Below are 17776 nucleotides of genomic sequence, written 5' to 3' on the forward strand. Positions count from 1 at the left end.
AGGTCATCAAGCGAATGGCTTATGGTTTCCGAGACGAGGCTTACTTCTTCCTTAAAATCCGCGCCGCGTTCCCCGGAAATCTACGATGAACCTTTTTTTTGCCTGGGGAGGCGGTTCTTTTCCGTCAGCTTAAGCGTTGGTCACCTCTTCACTTGTGCGGCGTACCGTACAGGTACGCCTCCGCGCTCATCGGTGTCCGTCTTGATCTGACGAAAAATCCCTCGCCCTTCAACGGGAAGGGCGAAAAGGGTTCGTCCCTCTTGCCGGCCGGTTGTCTTTCGGCCGGGTAGAGATTGTCGAACACAGGGTTGCTTGGAGCTGCTATGATGGTGCGGCATTCTGAACCGATCCCCTGCGTGATGGAAGAGACCCCCAATCAGCGCTTCGCGGTTGCCCTCGCCGACGGCCTCAGGGTCGAGGCGGTCTGGTACGCCAGCGGCACCCTGTGTATCTCGAGTCAGGCCGGCTGCGCCCTCGGCTGCCCCTTCTGCGCCTCGGGGCGGGGCGGCCTGCGCCGCAACCTGACCCTGGCCGAGCTGGAGCAGCAGGTCGAACAGGCGCGAAATCTGGGGTTGGCGCCACGGCGCCTGACCCTCTCCGGCATCGGTGAGCCGCTGCACAACCTGGCTACCGTCCGCCGCTTCATCGAGACCTGCCGTGCTAGGCAGCTGCCGGTGTCGCTGACCACCACCGGCACCCCGCTGGCAAAGCTGCGCGAGGCGCTACGTCTGCCCCACAACGGCCTGATGCTCTCCCTTCATGCCGGCTCTACCGCCACCCACCGGCGCCTGGTGCCGCGCGGCCCCGACTACGATGCCCTCTGGGAGCTGCTCGACCGCGAGCTGCCGCGCCTGTCGCGCCGCAACCGGCGCCGGATCGGCATCAACTATCTGCTGCTCGCCGGGGAAAACGATTCCGCCGAAGAGCTTGACCGGCTCGCCAGGCGCCTGGCGCCCCACCCCGAGCTGACCCTGCACCTGCTGGTCTGCAACCCGGTGCCGGACAGCCCCTTTCGCAGCCCGCCGCAGGAGAGCATCGACGCCATCCACACCCGCCTGCGCGCCGCCGGCATACAGGTGCGCCGCGCCAACCGCTGGCGCCGGCAGCAGGAGGGCGGGTGCGGGACGCTGGTATTGCGGCACTGATGAGCATTTGTTGAAAGTCCCGTTTTGCCTGTGCCATAACCGACTGGAATTGTTGCTTGGGGGGAGCATGAGATGAAGACGCTGCAAAGGCCACTTCGACAAAAAGCGAAGTGGCCTTTTGTTTTTTGCGGTGCAGTCAGACGTATCAACAATTAAACAACGTCCCCGAAAGTGACCCGATCGCCCAGCTGATTATGCAGATCATCACCAAGAGCCACATGACGCAAAAGGAAGCGGCGGAGGTTTTGGGCATGACCCAACCCAAGGTGTCGCTGATCATGAACGGAAGGCTGGAAGACTTCTCCCTCGAGCGGTTGATTATGGCCATGACGTCGCTCGATCGCGATGTGGAAATCCGCATTCGCAAGAAGCCGAGGTCCCGTGAACATGCGCGACTGAATGTTGTCTATGTGTAGGCTAGGGCTTTGATGCCTGCGGAAACGACACCCATTGAGTTAAAGGTGGGGGGAAAATCGGTATTATGCCCCCCGAATTCGCCGTGAAATATGGACTTTATAAAGTGCCGACGACAGCAGGCTGGACGAGGGCGCATGCCCCGCGGTGAAGAACATCGGAAGGCCGTGTGCGGGAAAACCGCAAGCACGGCTTGATGAGGGATGGCTGGTCAAGGCCGCCACGAAAAGGCTCTTTAGGCACCGTCAGACGAAAGGGACGGCAACGGATAGGCCGAACCTGAAGCTGCTGAGACCTGCTCTCTACTCTACCCACGTCCTACCAGAAATCTCATCATGTCCTGCTTTTTAGCTCAATTTGTGAGTGGTACACTTACGAATAGAATCTACCGTCCCGATTTTCCTATCCACCCAGGGAGGAATTATGCCTCAAGCGAAGAAGCGCCCCGTGGTCATTGGCCTCGACTCGGGCTCAACGGGCGTGAAGATCGTCACCGTCGACACCGGCACAGGCGGGATCATCGAAGTTCTTCCCTACCGGAGGCATCACAACAACTACGAGCAGACTGCCCGGGCACTGCTTCGGGAACTCCTCGGCCGCTACGACGTACAGGCGGTAAACGTCACCGGCTCGACAGGCAAGGTTCTGCACCTGGCCTGGCCGTCGACCTCATTCGTGGCGGAGGTCGAGGCCCAGGCCGCCGGGGCCAGGAGCCTGAACCCCGAGGTCGAAGCCGTTATCGACGGCGGCGGCTCGGAGATCAAGTTCTTCAAAGTCGACAGGGAGGGGCGCATCTGCGACTTCGCCATGAATCCCGAATGCGCCGCCGGCTCGGGGAACTTCCTCGACGTACAGGCCAAGCGGCTCATCCTCGAGATCGACGACGACTCCAACCCCGCCAGGCACTTTCCGACCCTGGGACTCGAGGCGATCCGCTCCGGCAAGACCGTCCCCATTTCAGGCCGCTGCTCCGTCTTCGCCAAGTCCGACATGATACACCAGCAGCAGAAACTGGTGTCCGTCGCCGCGATCGTGGGCGGACTCCACGAGTCAATGGCCAACAACATAAAGGCGACCATCATCCAGCAGCGCCTGAGAGGGTTCCGGGGCATCCTCGCCTTCCAGGGGGGGCTCTCGCAGAACACCTCCCTTTGTCACTGCCTGGCGACCCAGCTCGGCCTTGCACCGAACCAGCTCTTCCGCCACCAGTTCGGATACGCCGCGGGCGCGATCGGAGCGGCGCTGGCAGGCACACGCACCCCCTTCGACCCGACCGACCTCGACCGGGAGACCCGAAACGGCACTACGCACCACGTATGGGAAAAGCTCACCGAGGACTTCCGGGCCGAAAAGGGCGAGGTCTCCTCAGTGACGTGCGACCTTGTGCCCGGCGGCCCGCGGCTCAGGGCCTACCTAGGAATCGATATCGGCTCGGTGAGCACCAACGTCGTCCTCCTCGAAGAAGGGAGCGAGCAGGTCCTCGCCAAGTATTACGGACCCACCATGGGCAGACCGATCGAGGCGGTGAAAAAGGGCCTTGTGGACATGGTCGAAGACCTCGCCTCGCAGCTCGGTATCAGGGGCCCGCTCGAAGAAAAGGTCGCCGCCGTGGAGAGGCGGATCGAGATCGCCGGCGTCGCCACCACCGGCTCCGGCCGCTTCATGACCGGTCATTTCCTCCCCGCCGACTGCATCCGCAACGAGATCACCGCCCAGGCGACCGGGGCGGTGCGACTCGCCAAGCCGCTGGGCGTGCACATCGACACCATCTTTGAAATCGGCGGCCAGGACTCCAAGTACATCAAGCTCAACCCTGATGGCGGCGTGCGCGACTACACCATGAACAAGGTCTGCGCCGCAGGTTGCGGCTCGTTCCTCGAGGAGCAGGCCGAAAAACTGGCGCTCAACGTCAAGGAGGAGTTCGCCAGGATCGCCCTCTCGGCCGAGCGCCCCGCCAACCTCGGCGACCGCTGCACGGTCTTCATCGAGTCGGTGCTGGACAGCCTGTCCGGCTCGGGTGAGCCCAGGGAGAATCTGGTCGCCGGCCTGGCCTACTCCGTGGCCCACAACTATCTCAACCGCGTCGTCGAAGGACGTGACATCGAGGGCAACATCTTCTTCCAGGGCGGCACCGCCTTCAACAGGGCGGTGGTTCTCGCCTTCCAGAAGGTGCTGAACAAGCCCGTGTGGGTCACCCCCCACAACGAGGTCACGGGCGCCGTGGGCGCCGCATGCCTGGCCAAGGACTACGTCAAGGAGCAGCTCGCCGAAAACCCGGGCTACCGGACGCCGTTTTGTGGGATGCTCGAGGCGATCAACAAGCCGTATGAATCCGAAGAACGCTCATGCCGCCAGTGCCCGAACCGCTGCGAACTCCAGGTGGTCAAAGTCAGGGAGACCGTTGCCGGCCCAGACGGCCAGCCCGCCACGTGCCAGCGCATGATCTTCTACGGCGACCGCTGCGACGAGATGAACCTGAACCAGGGTCGGGGTAGAACCAAACAGGCGGACTCCTACCACGACCAGCGCAACCGGATCCTCTTCGACCAGCCCCTCAAACCCCAAAACCCGAACGGCAAGCGCATCGGCATTCCGCGGGCGATGTCCATGTGGGGTGAACATTTCCCGCTGTGGACGACCCTCTTCACGGAACTCGGTTTCGAGGTGGTCCTTTCGGGCGCCACCACCAAGACCACGATCGGGCGGGGCGCGGCCACTTCACTTTCCGACTACTGCGTACCGATCCGTACCGCCCACGGGGCTGTCCAGGAGCTCCTCGAGCAGGAGCCCAAGCCGGATTATATTTTCATCCCGCACCTCATCACTTACGAAAAAAGGAACCCGCGGACGACTCCGTACGCGTGTCTCTGGACCCAATGCCTGCCGATCGCCATCGGCGAGGCGTTCGATTTTGAAGCCCGGGGGGTGAAGCTCCTCAGGCCCGTCTGCGAGTTCCAGCGCCAAGGGCACCAGATGTTCGAGCTCGAGGAATACCTCACCGAGGAGCTCGGCATCTCGAAACGCCGCGTGCAAAAGGGACTGGAGAAGGGCTTCGAGGCGATGCGCAAAACCCGGAAGCACATCGTGGAACTCGGAAAGACCGTCCTTAAGGAGCTCGGCCCCGAGCACCCCGCCTTTCTGGTCATCGGCCGCGCCTACAACAGCTGCGATCCGGGTCTGTCGCTCGACATCGCCCTGAAGCTCCAGCGCCTCGGTCATCCGGCGATCCCCATGGAATTTCTGCCGCTTGAGGAGATACCGCTTGTCGAGGACCTGTCGAACATGTACTGGAAAAGCGGCGAGCGGATCCTCTCCGCGTTCCGCTACGCCGCGGAGCATGAGGGGCTGATCCCGATCTGGATCACCAACTTCGGCTGCGGGCCGGACTCCTTCATCCGCAAGCAGGTCCGGCATGTCATGGGCGAGAGACCCTACCTGGAGATCGAGCTCGACGAGCATACGGCCGACGCCGGGATCATTACCCGCATCGAGGCCTTCTACGACTCGTATCGGAGCACCCTCGAGTCCGTCCGCAAGCGCGCGAGGGAAAAACAGCAGAAGAAACCCGCCCACAAGTTCGAGATCTCAGGCAAAGAGGTTGGGCGGGGCCGCGTCCTCACCTTCTGCTACATGGACGACGCGACGTTCGCGCTCGCGGCGATCTTCCGCTCGCGAGGCCTGGAAGCGGTCGTGCTCCCGCGCACCTCGCCGGAAAGCCTCGCCCTGGGCAAGCGCTACAGCTCCGGCCAGGAGTGCGTACCGTATCAGACCACTCTTGGCGACAAACTCCTCTTCTTGACCTCGGACAAAAAGCGGTACCAGGTTCTGCCGGACGAGGTCAGGACCTTCGACCGGGAGATCCGGGCGGAGGACGTCATCTTTTACGATCCTTTTGCCTCCGGCCCCTGCCGTTTCGGGCAGTACAACGAGGGCTACAAGCGCATTTACGAGGAGCTCGGGATCCCGGTCCGCATGCTCTGCTCGGGTGACTTCAACAACTACGTCGATATCTTCAAGGACGCCTGGGACGCGTTCAGGACTGTGCTCCTCGCCTACGATGGCATCTGTGCCACGGACACGCTCCAGAAGGCGAAGCGCATCGTGCGACCCGTTGCGGAGAACCCCGAAGAGGTGACGGCGCTTTACCACAAGGCGGTCGCCGAGGTGGTCATGGTGCTGGAGAAAAGCGGCGACTCGTTCTTCGCGGTACGGGCCAAGCAAGAGGGGATTGAGGATATCCTCCGCCGCTATGCGAAAGCTTTTGCCGCCGTCCCACGCAATCCCGAAAAAGAGGCGGACATCGCCAACGTCGGCATGTTCGGCGAAATCTACGTGAGAAGCGAGCGGTTCATCAACGAGTCTCTGATCGACAGACTCGAGCAGTGCGGCATCCGCACCTACCTCGCGCCCACCAACGAGTGGATCCAGTATGCCAACTACGAGTACCTATGGGACAGGAAGACCTGGGAGCGATGCCGCAACCCCTGGCAGGTGCTGAGGCGCCTGAGCTACAGGCGGCACCAGATCGACGCGCGCCTCAAGCGCTGGTGGATGCCGCACAGGCTCAGGAAACTCCAGGAGCCGTTCAGGAGCCTCGAAGGCTGGTTGGAGGACCCCCACATCGAGGATACGATCGCCGCGGCCACGAACAAGGTCCCGTTCCATATCAAGGGAGAGCTCATCCTGTCATGGGGCCTGATACGGGAGATTCAGCACAACCCGAATCTGCACGGGATCGTGAACATCGGACCTTTCGGCTGCATGCCGAGCAAGGTGGTCAGCACGCTCCTCCACAACCCAGAGATCACCAAGCCCGTGTACGATGCGAACTACGACGGCTCGGTCACGAACACCCGCAGCCTCAAGATCGAGACCTTTGCCAGCCAGGTGAAGGCGTACGCCCGGAAAGCCCGCATGCCCCTTGGGGAAAAGCGATCCCTTGGAGATTGGGACGCCGGATTTGAACCGGAATGATGGGCATCAGAGCCCGAATGGGAGGTTAACGAACCATCTCTTTGTCCGCTGTTGGACAGAGAAAACGCTGCAAGTGCGCCCTCAGATTCTATTTGACAGAGGGCCTTTTCATGGGAGGGGGACATGGGAAGACGCTGAAAAGGCCACTTCGACAAAAAGCGAAGTGGCCTTTTGATTTTTGTGCGGAGTAGAATGGACCTGTTCAACAATTAAACAACGTTCCCTTGATCGGCCCTCGCTGGCATTTCCAACCGGAGGTTCCCTCTTCGCCATCCTCGACGCCGGCCTGCTCAGCACCACCATCGGCTGGTTGCTGCTCTCCTCGGCGATCCAGCATGTCCCGGCGACTTTGGCCGGGCTCTTCCTGCTGCTGCAGCCGGCCCTGGCGCTGGTCTGGGAGGTGGTTGTCTTCGGCAAGCCGACCGGATTGATCGAGGCAACCGGTATGCGGCGCTGATGCTTTCTGCCTGATAGGAGGTTCGTGGCGCGATCAGTTAAGTCCCGTGCTGACCACAGGGGGCGGACCTTGGTAAGATCTGAAACAGCATGCCCCCATGACGGGAAGAAAGGACAAACGCATGGTCCTTGATGGATATTGCTTTTTCGGGACAACCAACAGGAAAAGTCTATACGCGCACCCCCATTCCGGTTTATCCTGAGTGTAACGGAGAGATACTCCGAAGGAATGGAAAGGAGCGCAAAATGCAACGTAGCAGATATGAATATCTATGTGCCGAAGTCGAAGCTGGAAATGACGCCTTTGTATGTCATCCGGACAGTAACGAGGAAGGGATCATTACCGGCTGCGTTTTGAAAACAGGCCACATGCTGGTCAAAACCGCCCAGGGGCAGACCCGCTGCTGGGACTTTAACAGCTGCAAGGACCTGCAACATCCGAAGCAGGGTCCCATGATCTAGGAGGGACGATGGCTCGCACAGCGTTTTGACGCTATGCGGGCCGTTTTTTCTCCGGGAGATGTGTCGAGGCTCTGGCGCTCGAAATTGAGAATTCCCCCGGCCAGAAGATGCTGGCGTTGCTGATGGGAGACATCCAGCAGGGCCATGATCTCATGGCCATTGATGCACACAGGGATCTCGCGGTCACCTGCCTGTATGCGGGTCCGAATTCCTTTGAAGACGATTTCATCCCCCTGCTTGATCTTCGCATGATCACCCGGGTCTTTGAATGTCAAGGACAATATCCCGAAGTTGCACAGGTTTGCTTTATGGATTCGGGCGAAACTCTTGGCAATCCCTCACCAGGGGGAGTCAAATCATGAGCGGAAACTGGCAACCTGCGTACCTGCAACTGGGGATCGAGGAGCTGCAGTGCCGGGCCGAAGAAGCCCTGCGGCACCTGGAGTCCTGTGACCTCTGCGCCAGGGGCTGCCACATCAATCGGCGTCTTGGTACCGAAGGTTTCTGTCGCACGGGTCCGAAGCTGCGTGTCTACAGCCACGGCCCGCACTTTGGCGAGGAGCGGCCTTTGGTCGGTTGCCGCGGATCAGGCACGATCTTCTTCAGCCGCTGCAACCTCAAATGCGTCTTCTGCCAGAACTGGGAGATCAGCCACAGGGGTGAGGGATGCCTGGTCGGCCCCGAAGAACTGGCGGCGATGATGCTGGCTCTGCAGGGGGCCGGCTGCCACAACATCAACCTGGTCTCACCCAGTCACGTCGTCGCTCAGATTCTCGGCGCCCTGCCGCTGGCGGTCGAACAGGGCCTGAAGATTCCCATCGCCTACAACAGCGGCGGCTATGACAGCCTCGCGGCCCTGCAACTGCTCGACGGCATCGTTGATATCTATCTGCCCGACATGAAGTTCGCCGATTCACGGAAGGCCGCCCCCTGGCTGGGCGTGAACGATTACGCCGAGGTTAACCGCGCCGCCCTTGCCGAGATGTACCGCCAGGTCGGGGTGCTGCAGTGCGGCCCGACCGGCATCGCCAGGCGCGGGCTGCTGATCCGCCACCTGATATTGCCCGACAACGCTGCCGGCACCGACGAACTGCTGCGTTTTGTCGCCGGCGAGCTGTCGCCGGATGTCCACATCAACCTGATGGACCAGTACCGCCCCTGCTACCGTGCCGACCAGTACCCGCCCCTGGATCGCCGCCCGACCCGCGCCGAGCTGTGCCAGGCCCGCCAGTGGGCCAAAGAGCTGGGGATGCGCAACCTGCTCGGGTAGATAATCGCCTGAATACGCAAGAGGCCGGGCTTGACAGGTTGGCCATAGCCGCGGCTCCCACCCGGTGTCGGAATCCCCGGAAGTCGATTTCAAGAACGGTATTCCGGTCCCAGGAACGGCCAATTTCCTAGTCGAGGCAGGTAAAGTCTATACGTGTAATTTTCCATGCCGGTTTGGGATAGTTCCCATCCCAATAGTTCCTCGCTTTGGCCTCAAAAAGCCTCGACCCGAAACTCCCACCGGCATTACGCACCATTGTGCGGGCATACACGGCGCCGCCCCGGTCACTGCGCGCCTGGATGGTCAGGTGCAATTTCCTACATTTGGGTCCACCGGATATCCGGCCGCTCAACTCGACGTGCTTAGGCTTCTGCTCGGCGCTGGTCCGTTCTATGACATAGGTTCGCCTGGCGGACGCATGGGATTTTTGGGGTAGCACTTTCGACTGAGCACGGGCCAGGTAGTTTCGGGTCTCCTGCGCCCTCCTTGCATCGATACGGGCCTGTTCGGATTCGGGGATAGAGATTGTGTTGAGAGGCTTGAGGTTCACCGGTTCGGCATTGGCAGTAGGTCGGTTCGAGAAGTGGGTCACCCCTTTCTCGTCAACCCAGCGGTAGATTTGATCCTCAGAGATTTCGGGTTGTGCGGCGGGCCTGTTTGAAGTGGTGGCACCGGGGTTGTTTACAACCTGCGGTCGGGGAGGCATGGGCTGCCGTGCCTGGGTGGGAGGTGTCTGCGGGCGAGTGTCCTTTGGGGCAAAGAAATGTATGCCCCACGCAATGGCCGCTGTGATGACCAGGCCGACCCAGAATATGTGCTTGTCCAAGTTTTCCCTCCATAGAAAACATTGGACTCTTTTTACGTTGGTCTGAATTACCTGTCAATCTTAACCTTGACGTCATTGCGGCCGGGTTTTTGATTGAGCCTGCCTACCATCCGGCAGGCTCTTCTGTTTCGCGGACGGCTCAAGAATAGGAAGGGACCGGGTAGTCGGTCGAGCGTAGGTCGCAGACCTCACGGGGCCAGAAGGACACATAGCCATTGACCTCGATCAGGATGGTGTCCTTGTCGCAGCCGAGAAAGGTGCCCCTGACCTGGATGTCCCTGTTGCTGAACAGCAGGGGGGTGCCGACCGGGGTCTTGGCGCACAGTTGCCGAAAGTCACGTTCTGTCATGGTCTTATCTCCTTTTGTTTGGCCGGCAGTCCGACGGGTCCGTCAATCCAGGGGGCCTGGTCCTGCCGCAGGATCTCGGGTCGTAGTGCCAGGGGGGACCGCCCAGGCCGAGGGGGGCGCTCCGTCAAACGGGGGCGCCTCTATTTCTATTCTACCCGATTGTCGAATCGGCGGGCGACTCTGCCGGTACCCCGGAGAGGATGTCGCCAGGGCCGCCGCCTGTGGTCACGGGTGCTCATACTTGTCGCACGACATTGGACCTTGAGCGATTGCGACGTCGCAAGTGTTTGAAATGGCTGACTCCATTCGTGAAAACCCGCTGTTTTGCGGCCGGCCGGCTGGCATGCCCCTTGAAAATGACAGCCGGTGCCGGGGGCAATCCCTTTCAGGCCGATGCGCCTTGTATCCCCCCGGAGCTGACGTATTCTTTTTCAGAATGCGAAATTCGCGACAGCGAGGTGATATCTATGCGAATGGACAAGTTGACCAGCAAGTTTCAGATGGCTCTGGCCGAGGCCCAGAGCCTGGCGGTGGAGCGTGACCATCAGTTCATCGAGCCGCTGCACCTGATGAGCGCCCTGCTCGATCAGGAGGACGGTACCGCCCGGCCTTTGCTGATGCAGGCCGGCGTCGATCTGCACCGGCTGCGCTCGCGGTTGAACGAGGCCTTGGAGCGGCTGCCGCGGGTGCAGGGCGCCGCCGGTGACGTCTATGCCTCCAATGAGCTGAGCCGACTGCTCAACCAGACCGAAAAGCTGGCCCGCAAGCGTCGGGACCAGTACATCGCCAGCGAGCTCTTTCTGCTGGCGGCGGTGGAGGACCAGGGAACGCTGGGCGAGATTCTGCGCCAGGCCGGCGCCACCCGGGAGGCGCTCGAACGGGCGGTCGAGGCGATGCGCGGCGGCCAGACGGTGAACGATGCCAACGCCGAGGACCAGCGGCAGGCGCTGGAGAAGTACACCATCGACCTGACGGCCCGGGCCGAGCAGGGCAAGCTCGATCCGGTCATCGGCCGTGACGACGAAATCCGTCGCACCATCCAGGTGCTGCAGCGCCGCACCAAGAACAACCCGGTGCTGATCGGCGAGCCCGGCGTCGGCAAGACCGCCATCGTCGAGGGACTGGCCCAGCGTATCGTCAATGGCGAGGTGCCGGAGGGGCTGAAGAACAAACGGCTGCTCGCCCTCGACATGGGGTCGCTCATTGCTGGCGCCAAGTACCGGGGCGAGTTCGAGGAACGCCTCAAGGCGGTGCTCAAGGAGCTGTCCCAGCAGGAGGGACAGATCATCCTCTTCATCGACGAGATGCACACCATGGTCGGCGCCGGCAAGGCCGAAGGGGCCATGGACGCCGGCAACATGCTCAAGCCGGCCCTGGCGCGCGGCGAACTGCACTGCGTCGGCGCCACCACCCTCGACGAGTACCGCAAGTACATCGAAAAGGATGCCGCCCTTGAGCGGCGGTTTCAGAAGGTGTTGGTCGACGAACCGAGCGTCGAGGACACCATCGCCATTCTGCGTGGTCTCAAGGAGCGCTACGAGGTGCATCACGGCGTCGAGATCACCGACCCGGCGCTGGTGGCGGCGGCGACCCTGTCGCATCGCTACATCTCCGACCGGCAGCTGCCTGACAAGGCCATCGACCTGATCGACGAGGCGGCTGCGCGGCTGCGCATGGAGATCGATTCGCTGCCCGAGGAGATGGACCGTCTCGACCGGCGGCTGGTACAGCTGAAGATCGAGCGGGAGGCGGTGAAGAAGGAGACCGACGCCGCCTCTCTGGAGCGGCTGAAGAAGCTCGAGGAGGAGATCGAGCGGCTGGAGAAGGAATACGCCGACCTGGAGGAGATCTGGAAGGCGGAAAAGGCGGCCCTGCAGGGGACGGCGCAGCTCAAGGAAGAGCTGGAGCGGGCGCGGCTGGAAATGGACGCCGCCCGCCGTGCCGGCGATCTGGAGCGGCTGGCCGAGCTGCAGTACGGCCGCATCCCCGAACTGGAAAAGTCACTGCAGAAGGCGCAGGAGGCCGAGCGGCAGGAATTCAGGCTGCTGAGCAACAAGGTGACCGACGAGGAGATCGCCCAGATCGTTTCGCGCTGGACCGGTATCCCGGTCTCCAAGATGCTCGAGGGCGAGCGGGAGAAACTGCTCAAGATGGAAGAGGCCCTGCACCGGCGGGTGATCGGCCAGCAGGAGGCGGTGAAGGCGGTGGCGGACGCCATCCGCCGGGCGCGGGCCGGACTCTCCGACCCCAACCGGCCCAACGGCTCGTTCCTCTTCCTCGGTCCGACCGGGGTCGGCAAGACCGAGCTGTGCAAGGCGCTGGCCGAATTCCTCTTCGATACCGAGGAGGCGATGATCCGCATCGACATGTCCGAGTTCATGGAGAAGCACTCGGTGGCCCGGCTGATCGGTGCGCCTCCCGGCTACGTCGGCTATGACGAGGGGGGCTATCTGACCGAGGCGGTGCGGCGGCGTCCCTATGCGGTGATTCTGCTCGACGAGGTCGAAAAGGCGCACCCGGACGTCTTCAACGTGCTGCTGCAGGTGCTCGACGACGGCCGTCTCACCGACGGCCAGGGGCGGACCGTCGATTTCCGCAACGCCGTGGTGGTGATGACCTCCAATCTCGGTTCGCAGCTCATCCAGGAGCTGGCCGGCGAGGAGAACTACCAGCGGATGAAGGCGGCAGTGATGGAGGTCGTCGGTCAGCACTTCCGGCCCGAGTTCATCAACCGGCTCGACGAAATCGTCGTCTTCCATCCCCTGGGCCGGGAGCAGATTCGCGCCATCACCGACATCCAGATCGACCATCTGCGGCGTCGGCTGGCCGCCCGCGAGCTTCAGCTCGAGGTCAGCGAGGCGGCGCTCGACAAGCTGGGCGAAGCCGGCTTCGATCCGGTCTACGGCGCCCGGCCGCTCAAGCGGGCGATCCAGCAGCAGCTGGAGAACCCCCTGGCGCAGGAGATCCTCGCCGGCAAGTACCTGCCGGGCGACATCGTCCGGGTCGACGTGGCCGATGGCCGCCTGACGTTCGACCGCATAGCCAGGGCGGAAGTGGTTGCCTGAGCGAAAGAGCCGCCGGGACGGCAGCGGCCCGGCGGCCTGCTGGCAGTCGAGTGCCCGGCCCCGCCTTCGGACGGAGCCGGGCGCTTTTTTTTTCAGCCGGTGGCGGAATCCGCCGAATCGTCGCCGTTGGCCGGATAGTCCTGGCAAAAGGTGATAAAGCGGCGCAGGAGCCTGCTGCGGTATTTCTCGCCGTGCAGCAGCAGGTAGAAGTTGCGCCGCAAGTCGAGAAACGGGGTCTTCAGGGCTACCAGAGCGCCGCTCTGCCGCGCCCGCCGGGTGGCCAGCAGGGACAGGCAGCTGATGCCGAGCCCCGCCTCCACCGCCTCCTTGATCGCCTCGGTGTTTCCCAGCTCCAGGTAAACCCTGATGCCGTCCATCTTTCCCGCCAGGGCGTTTTCGAAGACTTCCCGCGTTCCCGAACCCTGCTCTCTCAATATCCACCTGGCCTGCATCAGGTCGTGGATGTCGATGTTCCTTTTTCTTGCAAGGGGATGTTCGGCTCCGGCGTGGATGGCCAGACGGTCCTGTCGCCAGGGAATGGTTTCGATGTCGGGCCGGTGGCAGAAGCCTTCGATGAAGCCGATGTCGATGGTGAAGCGGAGCAGTTCCTGGACGATCTGTTCCGTGTTGCCGACATCGAGCGAAAGCCGCGCCCTGGGGTGGGTCGAGGTAAAGGCCCCCAGGATGCGCGGCATCAGGTAGTTGCCGATCGTCGAACTGGCACCGACGCGCAGCAGGCCGGCCAGCTGTTGCTCCGGTCCGCTGAAAAGGGCGTCGATTTCCCGCACCCGGAAAAGGACATCCGCCGCCTTGGGGATCAGCACCCGCCCTTGGTCGTTCATCACCAGCCGCTTGCCGCGACGGTCAAACAACCTCTCTCCCAGCTGCCTCTCCAGTTCGGCCAGTGACATGCTGACCGCCGACTGCGAAAGCCGCAGGGTGTCGGCGGCCCGGGTGACGTTTCCTTCCCGGGCGACCGCGACAAATGCTTCCAGCTGCCTGAGTGTGATGCCCATTTGTGTCCCCCCCCCTTTATCATTTTTACTGATATCAATAACGAAAACTATATATTGGACTTGAGATAAAAGGAAGCATATTTTGTCGGACAGCATTTAGCTGCAAGCAAAGAGAAGCTTATGCGGAAAGAGGTTGAGAGCGACCTGGGTCGAGCAACTCGAAGGGAGTGATTGCAGATGGTAGGTATAAATTTAAAAAAAATCTTGTTCCTGGTACTGCTGGCGGCGTGTGCTTTCCCAATGGTCAGTACGGCTCATGCTTTGATCGCCGGGATAATGTTCAGTCTGCTCCTCGGCAATCCCTGGCCCCAGAGATCTTCGAACTGGAGCAGGAAACTGCTGCAATTATCGGTGGTGGGGCTCGGTTTCGGACAGAGTCTCGGACAGGTCTGGCAGGTGGGCAAGAGTTCGATTTTCTATACGGTTATCGGCATCTCTTTAACGCTACTGGTCGGTACGATACTGGGCCGTTTCTTCAGAACGGAAAAAAATACCTCCACCCTTATCTCTTTTGGGACCGCCATCTGCGGCGGGAGCGCCATCGCTGCCATGGCTCCGGTCATCAAGGCGAAGGATGATGAAGCGGCTCTGGCTTTGGCTACAGTTTTCACGCTGAACTCTGTGGCCCTTCTGGTGTTTCCTTTCTTCGGCCACCTCTTGCACCTCAGCCAGCAGCAATTCGGGGTATGGGCGGGACTGGCCATTCACGATACCAGCAGTGTTGTTGGGGCGGCAGCTGCCTACGGTTCTGAAGCTCTTGCCATTGGCACTACGGTCAAACTTGCCAGGGCCATCTGGATCATTCCTTTTGTACTTGGCGCGGCCTGGCTGACCAAGTCCGAGAAAAAGGCCAGGGTTCCCTTGTTCATTATTGGCTTCGTTGTTGCCGCAGCGATCCGTACCCTGTTGCCGCAGTTCGGGCAAGTCTGGACCGGACTGGCCGGATTTTCCAAACAGGCCCTGGTGATTACCCTGTTTCTGATTGGTGCCGGGCTGACAAAGGAGATACTGAAAAATGTCGGGATACGTCCTTTGGCTCAAGGCGTTGGCCTTTGGTTGCTGGCAAGCGGCATAACTCTGGTGGCGATTCTTAACGGCATGATCAGTTGAGAACCATTAAATACTAACCACAAAATACATCAGACATTACAAGAACATTACAAGAGGATAACCGATGAAAAGGTTTGAAAAAATTCTTTTTGCTACTGATTTTTCCACGAATGCGGAATACGCTTTTGATGTTGCGGTTACTTTGGCAGCAAAGTTGAATGCGAAAATAATTATGGTTCACGTGGTGTCAAAGCCTGTTGATCTGAGAAGTTTTTATGTGCCCCATGTATCTTTTGATCATCTGGAGCAGCAGGTTGAGAGAGATGCGACAGCGGCAATGAATAAGTTCATTGATGATAATGCAGAAAATTTTGACAATTTTGAAATTGCAATTCTTTTTGGAACTCCCTATGAGGAAATTGTGAAAAAAGCCGAAGAGGAAAAAGTCTCTCTCATCGTGCTGGGCAAACATGGTCACCGAGAAGTTGAACATTTTTTCTTTGGGACCACGGCAGATCGGGTCGTGAAAATGGCGACCCAGCCGGTTATGGTCGTTCGCCATCCAGAAATAAAGAGAGATAAAGACATAGTCGTAACCAGGAGCGAAGAGTGAAGTCTTCGGCCGGGCTGGGGAATCGGCGGCGCATCAAGTGTCACAAAGGTCGTGGCCGGCAAAACTTTGAGGTGCGTGATAACTTGTGGAAGATATCCCAGAATAAATGCTGCAAATGATGGGGAAGAAAATGAAAAGGTCGGTTTGGTGTGTCGGATTGCTGGGTGTGCTGCTTCTGCCGTTGACCAGCTGGGCTTATGATGCAGAATCATCCTGTGTACAATGCCACGGTGACCGGGCCAAAATGGACGAGTTGGGAGCCGGTTCCCTTTATCTTGATCCGGCTGCGGTGGACCGGGAAGTCAACATGGGTGGTGAACCTACTTGCGTCGATTGCCACCAGGGAAATGCCCAGACCGGGGACAAGGATCTTGCCCACCAGGGTCTGTTGAAACCGTTCCTGATGGCTGTGGGGAAAACCGTTAAGGGAGAGGCGTTGGACCGCAGTGTGGTTGGCCTTGTCCCCCTTGAACCGAGCGGCCCCAGCCAGCTTTCCGCCATGCTGCCCAAGCCCGCCAAGGAGACCCTGAAGAAGGCGGGCGTTAAAAAGGTGCTGGGTCTCTATTACCATGACCGCGACCCGAAGACCTTCGCCTATTCACCCAAGATAGCCGAGAGTACCTGCGGCAAGTGTCACGCCCAGGAGGTAAATGATTACAACAGCTCCGCCAAGGGGCTGCTGAAGCACCAGCGGGCCTTCCAGAGCTTTACCGAAGGGCTGCCCGGGCCACAGAACTGCGGCGCCTGGTTCGGCGATAACTTTGAGCGTCTCGCGGAGCAGACGGCGGTCCCTTACAGTGCCCGGCAGAATGCCGCCATCGATCGCCAGTGCAACAAGTGCCATGCGGGCTGCAATGACTGTCATTTCAAACCCTACAAAGGAGAAGGCCGTCACCTGTTCGGACGGCCGGAAACCCCGTCCTGTTACGGAGGCGGCCGGGCCACAATCTGCCATGCCGGGCCCATGGATCGACGCCGGGGGGCGGGATACATGCGTGGTGAATACGCGTTTCCCAAGGATTTGCCGCCGGGGGTTCATGTCCAAAACGGGGTTGGTTGCCTCGACTGTCACAATGTGACCAATCACCGGTTCGGACATCTGGCCAGTGACGAGGCACGTAACTCCTGCAATGAATGTCACCAGGAAATCGTCGAGGCGGTCCAAAGCTCGGAACATTCAAATGTCGATTGCGCTTCCTGTCACATCCAGGCCGTTGGCGGCTATCAGTTCACTTTCTGGGGGCCGGGCAATGTCGCCGGAGTGGAGACGCCCTACGCCAAGCACAAGGAGTATTACGGCAGTCGCGATCTGCCGACCCTGATCAAGAATCCGGCCGGCCGGTGGATTCCGGTCAAACCCTTTCCCATGGCGGTCTTGAACCAGAAAGATGACGTCGAGCCGTCGGGTCTGCGTTTCCGGGCCATCCCCAGGCGGACCATTCAGGGCAAGACCCAGCTGGGTGAACCGGAGGCCTTTGAAGTGGCACGCGAGTTGACCGATGTCAACGACGCCTTCATCATCAACGGCACCCGCAGCGACCTGCCCGGCAACAACAAGGCTCTGCTCTGGATCCAGATGGACAAGATGAGCCACGCCCTGGGTGCGGCCCGCAGCTGTGAAAGCTGTCATGCTTCAAAGAGCCAGGTTTCCCATTCCGAGTTCGTTTACGCCAGCAAGAAGGATGTAGCGGAACCCTTCCGCGGCAGCTACACGCTGGTTGCCGATGCCGAAGGGATGCGTTTCCTGGATATCAAGACCACCGAAATCAAGCCGAAGAACAAACGCCGGGTGGAGGATTTTGCCCCCTTCAAGTTTTTCCCCGAGGCCTGGAACGTGAAGGGGATCGACTTCTCCATTCCCTTTGATGAAGCCAAGTACAAGGGAAACCACGAGGAGCTTCAGGCTTTTCTCCGCAAGCTTGAACAGATGCCAGAAGGCAAGGATATTGTTCGCATCCGTGCGATTGCTGTTCATAACCTGGCCAAAGCCAAAGAGATGCTGGCAACATTGGACTAAACCACCATGTACTGATGGTTTAATCCAACTTCGGAGGTTTTGACCTCTATCTCGATGAGTGATGTCCGGTAGAGATTCCTCCTTTTGATGGCAGGCCGCGTCCTTTTTGGCGGCCGGCG

The 17776-nt window shown here is 60.4% G+C and carries 14 protein-coding genes; 10 read left to right on the forward strand and 4 right to left on the reverse strand.

Annotation, left to right across the window (positions count from 1 at the left end):
* Positions 1-326: 326 nt before the first annotated feature.
* The 5 genes from EDC39_RS03995 to EDC39_RS04015 all read left to right on the forward strand — a co-directional run bounded on the left by EDC39_RS03995 (position 327) and on the right by EDC39_RS04015 (position 7451).
* Positions 327-1145 carry a radical SAM protein gene (locus EDC39_RS03995; RefSeq protein WP_187426639.1) on the forward strand — a complete coding sequence of 273 codons (819 nt, stop codon included), beginning with the start codon at positions 327-329 and terminating at the stop codon, positions 1143-1145.
* A 110-nt stretch (positions 1146-1255) separates the two neighbouring features.
* Positions 1256-1561, forward strand: coding sequence for a helix-turn-helix domain-containing protein (locus EDC39_RS04000; RefSeq protein WP_407925430.1), 306 nt, complete (start codon positions 1256-1258; stop codon positions 1559-1561).
* A gap of 421 nt (positions 1562-1982) precedes the next feature.
* Positions 1983-6533, forward strand: coding sequence for an acyl-CoA dehydratase activase (locus EDC39_RS04005; protein WP_148895090.1), 4551 nt, complete (start codon positions 1983-1985; stop codon positions 6531-6533).
* A gap of 178 nt (positions 6534-6711) precedes the next feature.
* A complete protein-coding gene (locus EDC39_RS04010; protein ID WP_148895091.1) occupies positions 6712-6990 on the forward strand; it encodes an EamA family transporter in 279 nt (92 codons plus the stop codon).
* A gap of 245 nt (positions 6991-7235) precedes the next feature.
* Positions 7236-7451 carry a hypothetical protein gene (locus tag EDC39_RS04015; RefSeq protein WP_148895092.1) on the forward strand — a complete coding sequence of 72 codons (216 nt, stop codon included), beginning with the start codon at positions 7236-7238 and terminating at the stop codon, positions 7449-7451.
* On the opposite strand, the gene EDC39_RS04020 is transcribed toward EDC39_RS04015, so the two are convergent.
* Entirely contained in the window at positions 7448-7786 is a 339-nt protein-coding gene (locus EDC39_RS04020; protein WP_148895336.1) for a hypothetical protein, read from the reverse strand. The two genes, EDC39_RS04015 and EDC39_RS04020, sit on opposite strands and share 4 nt — an antisense overlap.
* 23 nt (positions 7787-7809) lie before the next feature.
* On the opposite strand from EDC39_RS04020, the gene EDC39_RS04025 reads away from it, so the two are divergent.
* On the forward strand, positions 7810-8721 hold the full coding sequence (locus tag EDC39_RS04025; protein ID WP_148895093.1) for a radical SAM protein: 912 nt from the start codon (positions 7810-7812) through the stop codon (positions 8719-8721).
* A gap of 127 nt (positions 8722-8848) precedes the next feature.
* On the opposite strand, the gene EDC39_RS04030 is transcribed toward EDC39_RS04025, so the two are convergent.
* Both EDC39_RS04030 and EDC39_RS04035 read right to left on the reverse strand, forming a co-directional pair.
* Positions 8849-9547, reverse strand: coding sequence for a DUF4124 domain-containing protein (locus EDC39_RS04030; protein WP_148895094.1), 699 nt, complete (start codon positions 9545-9547; stop codon positions 8849-8851).
* Between the two features lie 139 nt (positions 9548-9686).
* Positions 9687-9896, reverse strand: a complete 210-nt coding sequence (locus EDC39_RS04035; protein WP_148895095.1) for a hypothetical protein — start codon at positions 9894-9896, stop codon at positions 9687-9689.
* Between the two features lie 467 nt (positions 9897-10363).
* Here EDC39_RS04035 and clpB point away from each other — a divergent pair, with 467 nt between their 5' ends.
* Positions 10364-12961, forward strand: coding sequence for an ATP-dependent chaperone ClpB (gene clpB, locus EDC39_RS04040; RefSeq protein WP_148895096.1), 2598 nt, complete (start codon positions 10364-10366; stop codon positions 12959-12961).
* Between the two features lie 92 nt (positions 12962-13053).
* On the opposite strand, the gene EDC39_RS04045 is transcribed toward clpB, so the two are convergent.
* The gene (locus EDC39_RS04045) at positions 13054-13977 is read right to left on the reverse strand and encodes a LysR family transcriptional regulator (protein ID WP_148895097.1); all 924 of its coding nucleotides are present in this window, start codon (positions 13975-13977) and stop codon (positions 13054-13056) included.
* A 177-nt stretch (positions 13978-14154) separates the two neighbouring features.
* Here EDC39_RS04045 and EDC39_RS04050 point away from each other — a divergent pair, with 177 nt between their 5' ends.
* The 3 genes from EDC39_RS04050 (at position 14155) to EDC39_RS04060 (ending at position 17657) form a co-directional block, all read left to right on the forward strand.
* Positions 14155-15087 carry a YeiH family protein gene (locus EDC39_RS04050; protein WP_148895098.1) on the forward strand — a complete coding sequence of 311 codons (933 nt, stop codon included), beginning with the start codon at positions 14155-14157 and terminating at the stop codon, positions 15085-15087.
* A gap of 64 nt (positions 15088-15151) precedes the next feature.
* Positions 15152-15640, forward strand: coding sequence for a universal stress protein (locus tag EDC39_RS04055; RefSeq protein ID WP_148895099.1), 489 nt, complete (start codon positions 15152-15154; stop codon positions 15638-15640).
* 436 nt (positions 15641-16076) lie between these two features.
* Positions 16077-17657, forward strand: coding sequence for a cytochrome c3 family protein (locus EDC39_RS04060; protein ID WP_246140175.1), 1581 nt, complete (start codon positions 16077-16079; stop codon positions 17655-17657).
* Positions 17658-17776: the final 119 nt, after the last annotated feature.

The organism is Geothermobacter ehrlichii (assembly GCF_008124615.1).
GTDB classification, from domain to species: Bacteria; Desulfobacterota; Desulfuromonadia; order Desulfuromonadales; family Geothermobacteraceae; genus Geothermobacter; species Geothermobacter ehrlichii.

Excerpts from the sequence above, each read along its gene's own strand:
- EDC39_RS03995 (WP_187426639.1), top strand. The coding sequence starts at position 327 with ATGGTGCGGCATTCTGAACCGATCCCCTGCGTGATGGAAGAGACCCCC.
- EDC39_RS04005 (WP_148895090.1), top strand. The coding sequence starts at position 1,983 with ATGCCTCAAGCGAAGAAGCGCCCCGTGGTCATTGGCCTCGACTCGGGC.
- EDC39_RS04015 (WP_148895092.1), top strand. The coding sequence starts at position 7,236 with ATGCAACGTAGCAGATATGAATATCTATGTGCCGAAGTCGAAGCTGGA.
- EDC39_RS04025 (WP_148895093.1), top strand. The coding sequence starts at position 7,810 with ATGAGCGGAAACTGGCAACCTGCGTACCTGCAACTGGGGATCGAGGAG.
- EDC39_RS04035 (WP_148895095.1), bottom strand. The coding sequence starts at position 9,896 with ATGACAGAACGTGACTTTCGGCAACTGTGCGCCAAGACCCCGGTCGGC.
- clpB (WP_148895096.1), top strand. The coding sequence starts at position 10,364 with ATGCGAATGGACAAGTTGACCAGCAAGTTTCAGATGGCTCTGGCCGAG.
- EDC39_RS04045 (WP_148895097.1), bottom strand. The coding sequence starts at position 13,977 with ATGGGCATCACACTCAGGCAGCTGGAAGCATTTGTCGCGGTCGCCCGG.
- EDC39_RS04050 (WP_148895098.1), top strand. The coding sequence starts at position 14,155 with ATGGTAGGTATAAATTTAAAAAAAATCTTGTTCCTGGTACTGCTGGCG.
- EDC39_RS04055 (WP_148895099.1), top strand. The coding sequence starts at position 15,152 with ATGAAAAGGTTTGAAAAAATTCTTTTTGCTACTGATTTTTCCACGAAT.